At 69.2% G+C, this 15226-nt stretch carries 12 protein-coding genes and 1 pseudogene; 2 read left to right on the top strand and 11 right to left on the bottom strand.

Annotation, left to right across the window (positions count from 1 at the left end):
* Positions 1–175: 175 nt before the first annotated feature.
* The 4 genes from AWC19_RS03820 to AWC19_RS03805 all read right to left on the bottom strand — a co-directional run bounded on the left by AWC19_RS03820 (position 176) and on the right by AWC19_RS03805 (position 4841).
* Positions 176–442 carry a hypothetical protein gene (locus tag AWC19_RS03820; protein WP_245848694.1) on the bottom strand — a complete coding sequence of 89 codons (267 nt, stop codon included), beginning with the start codon at positions 440–442 and terminating at the stop codon, positions 176–178.
* 108 nt (positions 443–550) lie between these two features.
* Positions 551–2437: a PE family protein gene (locus AWC19_RS03815; protein WP_085076762.1), complete on the bottom strand. Its 1887-nt coding sequence runs from the start codon at positions 2435–2437 to the stop codon at positions 551–553.
* Positions 2438–2919: 482 nt separating this feature from the next.
* On the bottom strand, positions 2920–4182 hold the full coding sequence (gene hisS / locus AWC19_RS03810) for a histidine--tRNA ligase (RefSeq protein ID WP_085076761.1): 1263 nt from the start codon (positions 4180–4182) through the stop codon (positions 2920–2922).
* The gene (locus tag AWC19_RS03805; RefSeq protein WP_085076760.1) at positions 4179–4841 is read right to left on the bottom strand and encodes an MBL fold metallo-hydrolase; all 663 of its coding nucleotides are present in this window, start codon (positions 4839–4841) and stop codon (positions 4179–4181) included. Before AWC19_RS03805 ends, hisS begins: the two co-directional genes overlap by 4 nt.
* A gap of 118 nt (positions 4842–4959) precedes the next feature.
* Between AWC19_RS03805 and AWC19_RS03800 the strand changes: the two genes are divergently transcribed.
* The gene (locus tag AWC19_RS03800) at positions 4960–5862 is read left to right on the top strand and encodes a peptidylprolyl isomerase (protein WP_085076759.1); all 903 of its coding nucleotides are present in this window, start codon (positions 4960–4962) and stop codon (positions 5860–5862) included.
* Positions 5863–5898: 36 nt separating this feature from the next.
* Positions 5899–6153: pseudogene (locus tag AWC19_RS03795) on the top strand (serine/threonine protein kinase StpK7); the annotation flags it as partial.
* Between the two features lie 227 nt (positions 6154–6380).
* On the opposite strand, the gene AWC19_RS03790 reads toward AWC19_RS03795, so the two are convergent.
* The 7 genes from AWC19_RS03790 to secD form a co-directional block, all read right to left on the bottom strand.
* Entirely contained in the window at positions 6381–8744 is a 2364-nt protein-coding gene (locus AWC19_RS03790; RefSeq protein ID WP_085076765.1) for a RelA/SpoT family protein, read from the bottom strand.
* A 230-nt stretch (positions 8745–8974) separates the two neighbouring features.
* Positions 8975–9232 (bottom strand): hypothetical protein, encoded by a 258-nt coding sequence (locus AWC19_RS03785; RefSeq protein ID WP_085076758.1) that lies wholly within the window; start codon positions 9230–9232, stop codon positions 8975–8977.
* Positions 9229–10368, bottom strand: coding sequence for a hypothetical protein (locus AWC19_RS03780; RefSeq protein WP_085076757.1), 1140 nt, complete (start codon positions 10366–10368; stop codon positions 9229–9231). Before AWC19_RS03780 ends, AWC19_RS03785 begins: the two co-directional genes overlap by 4 nt.
* 125 nt (positions 10369–10493) lie before the next feature.
* Complete coding sequence (locus tag AWC19_RS03775; RefSeq protein ID WP_085076756.1) at positions 10494–11030, bottom strand: adenine phosphoribosyltransferase; 537 nt, start codon at positions 11028–11030, stop codon at positions 10494–10496.
* A gap of 7 nt (positions 11031–11037) precedes the next feature.
* The gene (locus AWC19_RS03770; RefSeq protein ID WP_085076755.1) at positions 11038–12696 is read right to left on the bottom strand and encodes an ABC transporter substrate-binding protein; all 1659 of its coding nucleotides are present in this window, start codon (positions 12694–12696) and stop codon (positions 11038–11040) included.
* A 5-nt stretch (positions 12697–12701) separates the two neighbouring features.
* Positions 12702–13997, bottom strand: coding sequence for a protein translocase subunit SecF (secF, locus tag AWC19_RS03765; RefSeq protein ID WP_085076754.1), 1296 nt, complete (start codon positions 13995–13997; stop codon positions 12702–12704).
* 3 nt (positions 13998–14000) lie between these two features.
* Positions 14001–15226, bottom strand: a 1226-nt coding sequence (gene secD, locus AWC19_RS03760) for a protein translocase subunit SecD (protein ID WP_169718076.1), incomplete at its 5' end; no start/stop codon positions are given.

Genomic DNA, 15226 nt, shown 5'->3' with positions numbered 1-15226 from the left:
CATGTTGCGCACCCGACAGCCCTACAACCCGGCCGGCAGCACCAACGCGGCTTGACAAACGCATTAGGGAGCCTCCTTACCGCTTTTGGTTAAACGCAATTTATCGCCGACCATTTGCGAAATTCTTGCGATTCGCTGACGGAGGTCCCGCGAATTCCTAGCGGCTGGCCGCGTCTCAGGACGGCGGTGGTTCGCCGTCGTTCGCCTCCGGTGGGGCGGGTCCGGTGAGTTGTGCCTGGCGCTGCAGGCGTTCGCGGCGGTTGTGGTTGCGTTCGGCGCGGGTGCGTCGGCGTTTGGGCATCATGGCGGTGCGCTCGGCGCAGTGGTCGGGGGTCAGGTCGGTTTCGGCGGCGGGCATGCCGCCCACCGCGCGACACAGGCTGGGAAACAGCGGCGTGCTGCCCGGGGTTGTGACATAGGTGTGGCCGGCCGGTGAGGTCACGATCAGGGTGCCATCGGCGAGACGACGGGCGTCGACCGTTGGCCGGCCTTCATCGACGACCTCGACATCGGTGCGACGATAGCGGTAGCCGACGTATTGCGATCGGTATCAGCCTGGTTGGCCCGGGTCACCCTGCTGGCCCGTAGCGCCCGTGGCTCCTTGATGGCCTGGAGCGCCGGAGACGCCGGTTCTATACCCAACTCCGCCCGCGCCACCGCTGCCGCCGGCTCCGCCCGGCCCGCCGACACCGCCGGCGCCGCCGGCGCCGCCAGCCCCGGGAACGCCTGCTTGGCCGAACAGTCCGCCCGCACCGCCGGCGCCACCGTCGCCGCCGTCGCCGCCCGCACCACCAGAACCACCGGCACCACCATCACCGCCGTTACCGCCGTTGCCCCCTTCGCCAAGGCCGTATGCGTTCATAATCCCGTCTCCGCCGGTTCCACCAGCGCCGCCGTTGCCGCCAGCCGCGCCCATGCCGCCGTAACCGCCGATGCCACCAACCCCGCCGTTGCCGCCGTTGCCGATCAGCAGTCCGCCGTGACCACCGGTGCCCCCGAGGCCACCGGCCCCTCCGGCAGCGCCTGAAGCGCCGATCCCGCCGACACCACCGTCGCCGCCATCCCCTCCGATGCCAGTGAACAGGACGGGACCAAATGGGGTGTCAATGAAGCCGGCCCCGCTGCCGACGCCGCCGTTACCTCCAGCACCTCCCGCCGCGCCGATGCCGCCCGTGCCGCCGGTACCACCGTTGCCCCCATTAGTGAAGGCGAAACCTTGGATGACGGTCTCGGAACCGATCACGGTAGCGGTAGCCCCCGTGGCGACGCCACCATTGCCACCAGCGCCACCCGCGGCGCCGATGCCACCGACCCCGCCAGCACCGCCATCGCCGCCCTGACCTATGGTCAGGACGGGCGTGGGGCTTGTGGTCGTGTTTACGCTGATAGCGTCGCCGCCGCTGCCGCCCGAGCCGCCGGGAGCCTGCGGTCCGCCCGCACCGCCGGTGCCCCCGTTACCCCCCGAGACGTTTTGGTTTCCCCCGCCAACGGGACCCGCGTACCCCGTGCCGCCGGTGCCGCCTGTGCCGCCCGTAATTTGAGAGTCGCCGGCGGCCCCGGGTCCGCCGCCCCCGCCGTTGCCTGGATTGGCAGCGTCTGCGTTCGTGCCCGGTGTGCCGGAAGCCGCCTGGCCGATCGGGTTCGCCTGCGGATTTACACCGTTGGCGCCGGTCGAGCCGAGCCCGCCCGGCCCACCGGCCCCGCCGTTGCCGAAGAGGCCCGCATTACCGCCAGCTCCCCCGTTCCCGCCGTTGTCGCCGCCCGCACCACCGACACCGCCATTGCCCATCAACCATCCCCCAGCGCCGCCGGCACCGCCTGCAGCACCGTGACCTCCGGCCCCGCCTGCGCCACCGGTGCCGATCATCCCGGCGGCCCCGCCAGCACCCGCCACACCGGCGGCATCGGTTGCCCCCGCCCCCCCGTCGCCGAAGAGTAAACCGCCGGGACCACCTGTGGCTTGGGCCAACGTCCCGCCGGAGACTCCCGCCGCACCATTACCAATCAAGGGCCGCCCGAACATCGCCTCGGCGGGCCCATTAATCACCGGGTCCACCGTCTGACCCACCGGACTGGCGATCCACGCTTCCCCGGCGGCATGAATTGGGCCATAAACCAACGTCTCGAACGCCGCTCCGGGCGAGCCCAGCGCGGCAACCGCGGCGGTCTCAGCGTCCAGATATGCGCCACTGGCCGCGTTCAACGCCAGCGCAAACTGTGCGTGAAACGCCGCCGCCTGCGCGCCCAGAGCCTGAAACTCCTGTCCCGCCCGGCCAAACAACTCCGCCACTGCCGCCGACACCTCGTCCTGGGCCGCCGCAACCACCGAAGTCGTCGGCCCCGCAGCCGCAGCGTGCGCCGCACTCAGCGCCGCACCGATACCGTCCACGTTCGAGGCGGCGGCCACTAACCACTCGGGAGCTGCCGCAAACGACATTTGAGCCCTCCCAACACGTCAGTCCACACCAGTCTTAGAACGGAACTTTAGGACAGCCGCACGCAAGAAAATGTATGTTTCATACCGAACCGAAACCGCGTCATAAGCATCGACGCGGCAGGGTCGTAGTCGATACCCGGCGTCGGTCGCGCCAAACTCCGTCGTTGTCAGCCGCCATGGCGGCGCTTGGGACGAGGGTCGCGCAAACATCGGTTAAACCAGTAAGCACCCGATTCCCTCGGCGCGGCACCTATCACCCCCCATGGCATCCACTAGGTGGACCGCTAACGATCAGCCCGGGATGCCTGAGGTGCCATCCGGGCCAGCGCTTCCGCCTGGGACGCCCGCGGCACCACCGATGCCGAAATCGCCGTCGCCGCCAGCTTGACCCGGCGCGCCTCGGCACGAAGCCAAACGTCTGCGCTTGATGTCCACGTCCACCGCAGGGCTAAAAGCTCGGAAGCGGAGAACCCGGCGCCGGATCATTTGCCGAGCCGCGAAAGTACTTGATCGAAGACTGAATCAGTGGAGATTTCCTCCTGCTCGCCGCTCGCCAAGTCCTTCATCCCGACGGTCCCGGCCTCGATGTCGCGGTCACCCATCACCAGGGCGATGCGGGCGCCGGAGCGGTCGGCGGCGCGCATGGCGCCTTTGAGCCCGCGGTCGCCGTAGGCCATGTCGACGCGGACGCCGGCGGCGCGCAGCCGCGCCGCGAGCACCGCAAGCCGCAGCTTGGCCTGCTCGGAGAGCGGCACCCCGAACACCTCGCAGCGGCTGGTCTTTCCCACGCTCTTTTTCTCGGCGCGCAGCGCCAGCAGGGTCCGGTCCACGCCCAGCCCAAAACCGATGCCGGACAGGTCTTTTCCGCCCAGCTGGCGCATCAGGCCGTCGTAGCGGCCGCCGCCGCCGATGCCGGACTGCGCGCCCAGGCCGTCGTGCACGAACTCGAACGTGGTCTTGGTGTAGTAGTCCAGCCCCCGCACCATCCGCGGGTTGATGACATAGGGCACCCCGAGCGCGTCGAGGTGCGCCAGCACGGTGTCGAAGTGCTGCTTGGCGGCATCGGACAGGTGGTCGAGCAGCACCGGCGCATCGGCCGTCATCGCGCGCACGGCCGGGCGTTTGTCGTCGAGCACCCGCAGCGGGTTGATCTCGGCGCGCCTGCGGGTCTCCTCGTCCAGGTCGAGCTGAAACAGGAAGTCCTGCAACAACTCCCGATACTGCGGGCGGCAGCTCTCGTCGCCCAGCGAGGTGATCTCCAGCCGGAACCCGTCGAGGCCGAGCGAGCGGAAACCCGCGTCGGCGACGGCGATCACCTCGGCGTCCAGCGCCGGATCGTCGACGCCGATCGCCTCGACGCCGACCTGCTGCAGCTGGCGGTAGCGGCCAGCCTGTGGGCGCTCGTAGCGGAAAAACGGTCCCGCGTAACACAATTTGACCGGCAGCGCGCCGCGGTCCAGGCCGTGCTCGATCACGGCGCGCACCACCCCGGCGGTGCCCTCGGGACGCAGCGTCACCGAGCGGTCGCCGCGGTCGGCGAACGTGTACATCTCCTTGGACACCACGTCGGTGGATTCGCCGACGCCGCGGGCGAACAGCGCGGTGTCCTCGAAGATCGGCAGCTCGATGTCGCCGTACCCGGCGCGGCGGGCGGCGCCCAGCAACCCGTCGCGCACCGCGACGAACTGCGCCGAATCCGGCGGAAAGTAGTCGGGCACCCCCTTGGGGGCGACAAAGTCCGTCACGCGCTGAGGCCTTCGAGGAACGGGTTGAAGCGACGTTCGGCGCCGATGGTGGTGGAGGGCCCGTGGCCGGGCAGGACGACGGTCTTGTCGTCGAGCACCAGCAGCTTGCCGACGATCGACGTCAGCAGGTCGCGCCCGCTGCCGCCGAACAGGTCCGTGCGGCCCACCGAGCGCTCGAACAGCGTGTCGCCGGTGAACACCACATCGGTGTCGGCGTTGACCCGGAAGCACACCGAGCCGCGGGTGTGCCCCGGCGTGTGGTCGACGTTGACGGTCACGCTGCCCAGGTCGAGCTTGTCGCCGTCGCGGTCGAGCTCCACCACCTGCTTGGGCTCGCGGAAGAACGCTCCCGCGACCAGCTGCGCCACCCGCGGCCCGAAGCCGTGGATCGGGTCGGTCAGCATGAACCGGTCCTCGGGGTGTATGTAGGTGGGGCAGCCGAAGGTGTCGGAAACCTTCTGCGCGGACCAGATGTGGTCGATGTGGCCGTGGGTCAGCAGCACCGCCGCCGGCGTCAGCCGGTTCTCGTCGAGGATTCGCCGCAGCTGGCCCATCGCACGCTGGCCGGGATCGACGATGACGGCGTCCGTCCCGGGCCGGTCGGCCAGCACGTAGCAGTTGCACGCCAACATGCCGGCGGGAAATCCGGTGATCAACACGCGTCCCAGTTTCCCACGGGGCCCGGTTGACACCGGTCGCGGCGCCCACATTAGCCTGAGCTGGCTACTCGCCGACTCGATAAGCGTCCTATTGACCGACCATGGAGGCATACCGGCCGTGCCGACCAACGAACAGCGACGTGCCAACGCCAAGCGCAAACTCGAACGGCAGCTGGAGCGGCGCGCGAAGCAGGCCCGACGGCGCCGGATCCTGGTGATCGCCGGCGGCTCGATCGTGGCGGTGGCCGCGGTCGCGGCGGTGGTGATCGCGATCGTCAACACCAAGAGCCAGCACAAGAGCAACACCGCGGCAACGACGACCACCCCGGCGAGCAGCTCCCCGGAGACCACCGCGACGACGCCTCCGCCGGACGGACCGGTGCCGCCGTTGCCGGCGTTCAAGCCGTCGGCCGACGTGGGCGCCAACTGCCAGTACCCGGCGACGCCCCAGGAACCGGCCGCCAAGCCGGTCAAGCCGCCGCGGACCGGCAAGATCCCGACCGATCCCGCGCAGGTGAGCGCCAGCATGTCGACCAACCAAGGCAACATCGGCCTGATGCTGGCCAACAACGAATCCCCTTGCACCGTCAACAGTTTCGCCAGCCTCGCCGGCCAGAAGTTCTTCGACGGCACCAAGTGCCACCGGCTGACCACCTCGGACACCCTCGGCGTTTTGCAGTGCGGCGACCCCAAGGGCGACGGCACCGGCGGCCCGGGATACAAATTCGCCAACGAGTACCCGACCGACCAGTACCCGCCGAACGACCCCAAGGCCCAGCAGCCGGTCCTCTACCCGCGCGGCACGCTGGCGATGGCCAACGCGGGGCCGGGCACCAACGGCAGCCAGTTCTTCTTGGTGTACAAGGACTCTCAGTTGCCGCCGCAGTACACCGTCTTCGGGACCATCCAGGCCGACGGGCTGGCCACCCTGGACAAGATCGCCAAGGCCGGTGTCGCCGGCGGCGGCGAGGACGGGGCCCCGGCCACCGAAGTGACGATCAAGTCGCTGCTGCTCGACTAATTGGCCCGAATCCCCGACTCGCGCTCCGCACCGTATATGGTTCGTTGCGTACAGGGGACGCCGTTCGGTACGTACCGATTGCTCGAGAAGATCGGCCACGGCGGCATGGGGCAGATCTACGCCTACGACACCGGCACCGACCGGGTGGTCGCGCTCAAGGTCCTCCCCACGTACCTCGCCGAGGACGAGCAGCTCGAGCAGCGTTTCCGCCGCGAGGCGCGCATCGCGGCCAGCCTCAACGACCCGCACGTGGTGCCGATCCACGGCTGCGGCGAAATCGACGGCCGGCTGAGTACCCCCACCTCCGGCCCCAACACCAACGAAAGCCAGTTCTTCCTGGCGTACCGGGACGCCGAGATGGAGCCCACCCTGGACGTCCTCGACAAGATCGCCAAGGTGGGCGTGGCCGGCAACCGGGAGCAGGGCATGCCCGCCCGCAGCGCGACGATCACCTCGGTGCGGCTCGGCTAGCGCGGGCCGGAGGGTGCTTCGGTGCCCCGGTTATCCCATGAACGGCCTCAAGCCGCCGACGTCACCCGGTAGACGTCGTAGACGCCCTCGACGTTGCGCACCACGTTGAGCAGGTGCCCCAGGTGCTTGGGGTCGCCCATCTCGAAGGTGAACCGGCTGATCGCCACCCGGTCGCCCGAGGTGGTGACCGACGCCGACAGGATGTTGACCTTCTCGTCGGCCAGCACCCGGGTGATGTCCGACAGCAGCCGGTGCCGGTCGAGCGCCTCGACCTGGATGGCCACCAAGAACACCGACGACGCCGACGGCGCCCAGTGCACCTCGATGATGCGCTCGGCCTGCTGTTGCAGCGACGCGGCATTGGTGCAGTCGGTGCGGTGCACGCTGACCCCGCCGCCGCGGGTCACGAACCCCATGATCTGATCGCCGGGCACCGGCGTGCAGCACTTGGCCAGCTTGGTCAAGACGCCGGGCGCGCCGGGCACCGAGACGCCGACGTCGTCGCTGCTGCGCGGGCGGCGCGGCATGGTCGTCGGCGTGGACCGCTCGGCCAGGTCCTCCTCGGCCTGGTCGATGCCGCCGAGCTCGGCCAGCAACCGCTGCACGGCGTGGCGCGCCGACACGTGCCCCTCACCGATGGCGGTGTAGAGCGCCGAGACGTCGGCGTAGTGCAGCTCGCGGGCCACCGCGGCCATCGACTCGCCATTGACCAAGCGCTGCAACGGAAGTCCGCCGCGGCGCACCTCGCGGGCCATCGCCTCCTTGCCGGCCTCCAGCGCCTCCTCGCGGCGTTCCTTGGCGAACCACTGCCGGATCTTCGTCTTGGCGCGCGGGGACACCACGAACTGCTGCCAGTCGCGCGACGGCCCGGCGTTGGGCGCCTTGGAGGTGAAAACCTCGACCACTTCGCCGTTTTCGAGCTTGCGTTCCAGCGCGACCAGCCGGCCGTTGACGCGGGCGCCGATGCAGCGGTGGCCGACCTCGGTGTGCACCGCGTAGGCGAAGTCCACCGGCGTCGACCCCGTCGGCAGCGTGATCACGTCGCCCTTCGGGGTAAACACGAAGATCTCTTGCACCGCGAGGTCGTAGCGCAGTGACTCCAAGAACTCGCCGGGGTCGGCCGCCTCCCGCTGCCAGTCGAGCAGCTGACGCATCCAGGCCATGTCGTCGATCTCGGCGGCGGCGTGCGGGTGCGGAACCCCGTTGCGGCCCTTGGCCTCCTTGTAACGCCAGTGCGCGGCGATGCCGTATTCGGCGGTGCGGTGCATGTCGCGGGTGCGGATCTGCACCTCCAGCGGCTTGCCCTCGGGCCCGACGACCGTGGTGTGCAGCGACTGGTACACCCCGTACCTCGGCTGGGCGATGTAGTCCTTGAACCGCCCGGCCATCGGCTGCCACACCGAGTGCACGACGCCGACGGCGGCGTAGCAGTCGCGGATCTCGTCGCACAGGATCCGGATGCCGACCAGGTCGTGGATGTCGTCGAAGTCGCGGCCCTTGACGATCATCTTCTGGTAGATCGACCAGTAGTGCTTGGGCCGGCCCTCGACGGTGGCCTTGATCTTCGAGGCGTTCAGCGTGTTGATGATCTCGGCGCGCACCTTGGCCAGGTAGGTGTCGCGCGACGGCGCGCGCCCGGCGACCAGCCGCACGATCTCCTCGTACTTCTTGGGGTGCAGGATCGCGAACGACAGGTCCTCGAGCTCCCACTTGACGCTGGCCATCCCCAGCCGATGCGCAAGCGGCGCAATCACTTCCAGCGTCTCGCGCGCCTTGCGGGCCTGCTTCTCCGGCGGCAGGAAGCGCATGGTGCGCATGTTGTGCAGCCGGTCGGCGACCTTGATCACCAGCACCCGCGGGTCGCGGGCCATGGCGGTGATCATCTTGCGGATCGTCTCGCCCTCGGCGGCGCTGCCCAGCACCACCCGGTCCAGCTTGGTCACCCCGTCGACGAGGTGGGCCACCTCCTCGCCGAATTCCTCGGACAGCTGCTCGATCGTGTACCCGGTGTCCTCGACGGTGTCGTGCAGCAGCGCGGCCACCAAAGTCGTTGTGTCCATGCCCAATTCGGCCAGGATGTTGGCGACGGCCAGCGGGTGGGTGATGTAGGGGTCGCCGGAGTGGCGCAGCTGGGTGGCGTGCTTTGCGTCGGCGACCTCGAACGCGCGCTGCAGCAGCTGCAGGTTCGCCTTGGGGTAGATCTCCCGGTGCACCGCCACCAGCGGCTCGAGCACCGGGTTGAGCGTGCTGCGCTGCGCCGTCATCCGGCGGGCCAGCCGGGCCCGGACCCGACGCGACGCGCTGCTGGAGGTCTTCAGGGTTTCGGTGGGCTGCTCGGCCTCGGGGGCCGGCGCGGCGTCGACGGCGTTGGGCACCTCGAGCGCCTGTGCCCCGCTCTTGTCGTCCGCCACGTTGGTCACCTCCGACCTCGAGGATATCGCTTCAGCCGACCATGGCCGCGGTTCTTGCGGGGCCGCCTGCACGTAGGGACGACAACGTGATCGCGTTCCGATGCCTACTACGTTCCAGAGCGCGTGTTCCGGTTGCAATGGCGCAGCAAAGGTCGGTGATCAATTTTTTCACCATTGCGTTGGTTTGGGGCTCTTCGGTTCCTCGATGGCGACATGGCGTCGAGACTTGCTTATCGGTAAATCGGCCAGGCCTCCAAATATGCTTTGATTGCCCGTTCTACGGCTAATCCATATGCATCCGGGGCCCAGTTGGGCCCGAAGGTTTTTACCAATGCATCAGTGAGCACATCCACCACCGCGTCGCTTTGAGCGGTGGTCGGTGCCTCGGATCGCTTGAGTTCACTAAGAAGATCGGGGTTACGGCGCTCCAGTTCTCCTACGATAAGCGCGCGCGCGTCCGGCGAAATGGCGTCAAGCACCTTACTCATGGATTTCTCCATCCATCACGGCTATTCGCCCACGCAGTTACCACTCGGCCGTCCTTGTTCAAGACGACCGTTGCATCCTTCCCAACATATACATAAGCCCCGCGGCCGAGCTCGTCCATCTTGAACTTCGGCGGTCCGACCGGATTCACTACCGCATCTTGCAGCGCTCCGGCGTTGACACCATGACCACCGTCTCGGCTCTCCACTTGCTCCGCCGCGTGCTCGGTGAGGCCGGTGATTTGCCTGGGCGGCGGAAACGGCGGCGTTTCCGTTGCCTCGGGTGGAGCATGTGCCGATGGCGGCGTGGATTCCGGCTCGACCCCGAAAGACCGCAACCTAGCCTCCGGCGCGGCCTTTCGCTCATTGAGCGAACCAGCATCGGCAACGCAAGCGTCGAAGGCGGCCTGCTCCTGTGGCAAGACGAAAGGGCGCCGCAAGCATCGGTTGCCGTATCGCGCTATGTCACGCTTCAGCGCCTCATACGCTGCCCTGGCCTCCTCCTCCGACATATCTGCCGGGTCCAGTTTTGGCGGCGGGTTCTGCTTCCAATGGTGGTCGACGGCATGGATGGTGGGCTTTGTTGCCGCTTCTGGCATCGTCGAACCCGGGATTTCCGGGAACGCGTTGCGGATTCCCGCGACAGCCGCGGTGACCTTGTCGGCGACCTCCCTATCCAGCGCGTGCAGTTGGGCGGCGCGCATAACGATCTCGTCGGCGATAGCTTGTGCCTCGGCTTGCCGAGCGGCCCGTTGCGCGAGGGAACCGGCAGTCGAGCGGTCGATAACGGAAAGGTCTTCACCAACATCGAACCCCGACGCTCGGGCGTCCTTTACCGCGTAACGCATTCGCGAGCGCGCCGCATGGAGGTCCGAGGCTCCGTTACGGGCAACTCTGGCCGCCTCGTGCAGCTGGTCGGCCACCGCGCTGGTTGTCAACATGTCGGCATGGGTCGACGCCCGTAGCGCGTCGGCGGCCTGGCCCTGCCAATCCACCGAGAGCGAATCGCGCCAAACCTGGTGGGCCACCCCATAGCTGCGGCCGCCGACGGCCTCCCAGTGATCGGCGGCCTCCGTAAGATGTTCGGTCGGCCAAGCCAACAGCTGCGACAGGCTCGGAAAGCCCCCAACCGCCGACATCGCTAGGCGGCAATCACCGCGATTGGCTGGCTTACCACAGGCCGGAGTGTAGGCAGCCCCTCACCTGCCTTCCAGTCACCGCAGCCGGGCCCAAAGCGCGCCGCTAATAACAGTCCTCACACCGATCAGGCAAGGCTCAGGCTGTGTACCGGCAGCGGCGCCAGCGCCTGGCGGCCGCCCAGCGCGGTCAGTTCCACCACCACGGCCGCCGCCGTCACGTCCGCGCCGGCGCGCCGCAGCAACCGGGCCGCCGCGGCCATGGTGCCCCCGGTGGCCAGCACGTCGTCGATGATCGCGACGCTGCGGCCGGACAATTCGATGCCGTCGGCGGGGATTTCCAAGGTGGCGCTGCCGTACTCGAGGTCGTAGCGCTCGGCGTGCACGGGCGGCGGCAACTTGCCACCCTTGCGCACGGCCAGGACGCCGGTGCCCAGCCGGGTGGCCACGGCGCCCGCCAGCAGGAAGCCGCGGGAGTCGATGCCGGCCACCAGGTCGGCGCCCGACGCGAGGCCGGCCAGCGCGTCGGTCACCGCCGCCAGGCCCGGCCCGTCGGCGAACAACGGGGTCAGGTCCTTGAACTGGACGCCCGGCTCGGGAAAGTTTTCGACGTTGCGGGTCAGCGCCGCGATGAGTTCGACCACCGGGGTGGCGCCGCCCGTCATGCGGCCCTCACTCTATCGAGGCCCATCGGTCCATGTTCCAGCCCGCACCCCAGCGGGTCGGGTTGCGGCTGACGGCGACCATCTTCTTCGACAGCAGCAGCGTGCGCTGTTGCCGGTAGAGGGGCAGGGTCGGCATGTCGGCCCACAGTATCGGCGCCGCCTCGGTCACCAGCCTGACCCGCTCGGCGGGGTCGGCCGACACCGCGAGCGCGCTGATGGCGCCGTCGACCTGCGGGTTGGAGTAGCCGGACAGGTTGTTGCCGTTGCCGCTGTGCAGGGCGTAGGCGTCCATCGCCGACGATCCGGTCGACCCGCTGCCGGTGGCGCCGCCGGTGCTGGCCAGCAGCGCGTCGATCTTTCCCTCCTCCAGTGCCTGCGGCCCGGAGGCGTCCGGGTTGACGTCGGTGACGGTGATGCCGGCCGGCGCGCAGGACTTGGTGATGACGCCGACGGTGACCGCCAGCCGCGCGTTGGGCCTCTGGTAGCCGATCCGCACCGTCAGGGGCGCACCACCCAGCGCGGCGCGGGCGGCGGCGGGATCCGCCTTGCCGAACGGGCCGGCCTCGGCGACGCCCTCGCTGGCGGCCACGGCGTCCTCGCTCGCCGGCTGCAGGCGCGAATTGGCGATCGGCACGCCGGCGTCGTGGGCGATGGCGTCGCGCGGCGTGCACAGCGCGAGCGCGCGCCGGGCGGTGGCGGCGGCCAGCGGCCCCTGCGGCGCGAAGATCAGCTGCTCGATGCCGTCCGACGGCGACTCGCTGCGCTCGTAGTTGTCGGGGGTGGCGAGCGTCCCGGACGAACCGGAGGCCACGTCGACCACGTCGACGCTGCGGTTGTTGACCCGGTCCTGGATGTCGGCGGCCTGCGGCCACACGGTGATCCGCTTGGTGATGGGCTTGGGGCCCCACCAGCGGTCGTTGGCCACCAGCACCACCGCGCCGCCGTCGAGGATCCGTTCGATCTTGTACGGCCCCGACGACGGCACCGCCTTGAGGTCCATGCCCGGCTTGAGGTCCCAGGTGGTGTTCCACAGCTTGGCGATCCGGTCCACCACCGGACCGTTGCGGCTGAGCAGCGCCGCGGTCACGTCGACGTTGAGTTGATCGGCGATGACGTGCGACGGCATGATCGACGTCGCGGCGAACAGCTGGGTGTAGTCGACGATGCCGCGGTCCGGGACGAACGACACCCTGGCCTTCTTCTGGCCGGGGATGCATTCGATGTTGGCGATGTCGACGTAGCCGGCCTGGGTGGCGGCGTCGAAGCCGGGGAACCGGCCGGACTGGGCGGCCCAGGTGAGGACGAGGTCGTCGCAGGTCACCGGCTTGCCGTCGCTGTACACGGCGTTGTCGGCGATCTGGTAGTCCAGGACCAGCGGCGCGCCGCTCACCACCGAGACGGTGCCGAAGTCGCGGTCGGCGACGACCTGCCCGTCGGGGCCGTGATAGCCGAACCCCAAAAGCGTCCGGGCGAACGCCTGCGCCCCGGCCGACGCGGCGCCGACGACGGTGTTGGTGTTGTAGGTGACCAGCGGGCCGTCGACGACGTAGTGGATCTCCGAGGACGCGCCGCCCGAGCACGCCGTCAGCGTGACGGCCGCCGACAGCATCCCGACCAAACCGGCGGATGCCCATCGCCGCAGCCCCCGCCAGCCGGCCACCAACATCTGGCCTACCGCCGGCCGGCGTTCCGCTTGCCGGTCGGGCGCCGGGTTCCCGTGGGCCGGACCGGCCGCGCCCCCGGCGCCGGCTTGCTGGGGGCGGGCTTGCTGGGCTCGGCGGCCGCCGCGGCCGGCGACGCCGTGGCCTCCGACGCCGGGACCTCGGACGCCGTGGGCTCCGGCTCCTGGCCCGCGGATTCCGGTTCGGCCGGGCCGGCGGGTTCGGCGGGCTGACCCGGGCGGCGCCGGCGGGCCACCCGGCGGCTGTGGGAGCGCACCAGCTCGGTGCGCTCGCGCAGGCTGACCAGCAGCGGGGTGGCGAAGAAGATCGACGAATAGGTGCCGACCAGGATGCCGACCAGCTGCACCAGCGCCAGGTCCTTCAGCGTGCCGACGCCGAGCAACCACACCGCCACGACCATCAACGCCAGCACCGGCAGCACCGAGATCAGGCTGGTGTTGATCGAGCGCATGAACGTCTGGTTGATCGCCAGGTTCGCCTGTTCGGCGAAGGTGCGGCGGGTGGTGTGCTGGAAGCCGTGCGTGTTCTCCTCGACCTTGTCGAACACGATCACGGTGTCGTAGAGGGAGAAACCGAGGATGGTCAGCAGGCCGATGACGGTGGCCGGGCTGACCTCAAAGCCGACCAGCGAGTACACGCCGGCGGTGACGGTCAGGTCGAAGCACATCGTGATCAGCGCCGAGACGGCCATGTAGCGCTCGTAGCGCACCATGATGTAGAGGCTGACCAGCGCGAGGAACACCGCCAGCGCGATCAGCGCCTTCTTGGTGATCTGGTCGCCCCAGGTTTCCGACACCGCCGAGTCGCTGATGGCCTTCGGGCTGGGCTTACCGTCGGAACCCTCGGGTTTGAACGCGTCGAACAGCGCGTTGCGCAGCTTGGTGGTCTGGTCGTTGGTGAGCGTTTCGGAGCGGATCTGCACCGTCGCCGAGGCGCCGTTGCCGACGATGACGACCGACTCGGCGTCACGGCCGATGGCCTTGCGGAAGACGTCGGACACCTGCGAGGTCCGCACGGTGCCCGACGCGCCCGCGGCGGGCATCGAGACCGTCGTGCCGCCCTTGAAGTCGATTCCGAACGTGAAGCCGCGCAGGATGATGCTGGCGATCGCGATCGCGACGATGGCGCCGCTGACGCCGTACCACAGGCGCCGGCGCCCGATTACCTCGAACGCGCCGGTGCCGGTGTAGAGCCGGGAGATGAAGCCGTGTTGCGGCAGCCCGGCGCCGTCGGTCAGCTCGACGGCCTCGCTGGTGGCTTCGTTGGACGCCTTGGAGGAAGTCATGCGCTATGCCCGTCCCGTCTGCACGTGAGCCGCGGCGCGGCGCTCGCGGGCGACCCGCTGAACGGCGCCCAGGCCGTTGTAGGCCGGCTTGGCCAGCGTCGGGGACTTGGACGCCAAATACACCAGCGGCCAGGTCACCAGGAACACCACCACGAGGTCGAGGATCGTGGTGAGCCCCAACGTGAACGCGAACCCCTTCACCTGGCCGATCGCCAGGAAGTACAGCACCGCGGCCGCCAGGAACGTGACCGCGTTGCCCGACACGATCGTCTTGCGCGCCCGCACCCAGCCCCGCGGCACCGCCGACCGGAACGAACGGCCCTCGCGGATCTCGTCTTTGATGCGTTCGAAGAACACGACGAACGAGTCGGCGGTGGTACCGATGCCGATGATCAGACCCGCGATACCGGCCAGGTCCAGGGTGTAGTTGATGTAGCGGCCCAACAGCACCAGGATCGCGAAAACCATTGCGCCCGAAGCGACCAGCGACAGCGCCGTCAGCAGCCCCAGCACCCGGTAGTACACCAACGAGTACAGCAGCACCAGCACCAGGCCGATCGCGCCCGCGACCAGGCCCGCCTTCAGTGAGGTCAATCCCAGTGTGGCCGAGACGGTTTGGGCTTCGGAGGATTCGAAGGACAGCGGCAGCGAGCCGTATTTCAGCACGTTGGCCAGCTGGCGCGCGGTCGACGCGGTGAACGGCGGGTCTCCCCCGCTGATCTGCGTGCGGCCACCCGGGATGGCCTCCTGGATCATCGGCGCGCTGACCACCTGGGAGTCCAGGGTGAACGCGGTCTGGGTGCCGACGTGCGCGGCGGTGAAGTCGGCCCAGGTGTTCGCCGCGGCCGGCTTGAACTGCAGGTCGACGACGTAGCCGATGCCGCGCTGGTTCATCGCCGAGGAGGCGTTGGCGATCTGGTCGCCGCTGATGATCGACGGCCCCAGCAGGTAGGCGACCTTGTGGTCGGTCGAACAGGTCACCAGCGGCAGGGCCGGGTCGTCGTTGCCGGCCAGGATGTCGTCCTTGTTGCACTGGGTGGCCTGGAACTGCAGCGCCAGGTACTGGATGCCCTGGCGGGTGCTCTGCCGCCAGCCCTTCTCGTCGGCGATGCGCTCGGCGAGGTCCTTGCGCGGGTCGGGCGGGGCGGGCTGCTCAGCGGGCGCCGGCGCGGCGGGCGCCGGTGCACCGGACGCCGGAGCCGGGGCCGGGGCGGGGCCCGGCGGTGGTG

The sequence above is a fragment of the Mycobacterium palustre genome (assembly GCF_002101785.1).
In the GTDB taxonomy this organism is placed as follows: Bacteria; Actinomycetota; Actinomycetes; order Mycobacteriales; family Mycobacteriaceae; genus Mycobacterium; species Mycobacterium palustre.
This window is presented reverse-complemented; position numbering and strand designations above follow the sequence as displayed.

Excerpts from the sequence above, each read along its gene's own strand:
- AWC19_RS03775 (WP_085076756.1), bottom strand. The coding sequence starts at position 11,030 with ATGACGGGCGGCGCCACCCCGGTGGTCGAACTCATCGCGGCGCTGACC.
- AWC19_RS03815 (WP_085076762.1), bottom strand. The coding sequence starts at position 2,437 with ATGTCGTTTGCGGCAGCTCCCGAGTGGTTAGTGGCCGCCGCCTCGAAC.
- AWC19_RS03780 (WP_085076757.1), bottom strand. The coding sequence starts at position 10,368 with ATGTCGGCGGTTGGGGGCTTTCCGAGCCTGTCGCAGCTGTTGGCTTGG.
- AWC19_RS03785 (WP_085076758.1), bottom strand. The coding sequence starts at position 9,232 with ATGAGTAAGGTGCTTGACGCCATTTCGCCGGACGCGCGCGCGCTTATC.
- AWC19_RS03770 (WP_085076755.1), bottom strand. The coding sequence starts at position 12,696 with ATGTTGGTGGCCGGCTGGCGGGGGCTGCGGCGATGGGCATCCGCCGGT.
- secF (WP_085076754.1), bottom strand. The coding sequence starts at position 13,997 with ATGACTTCCTCCAAGGCGTCCAACGAAGCCACCAGCGAGGCCGTCGAG.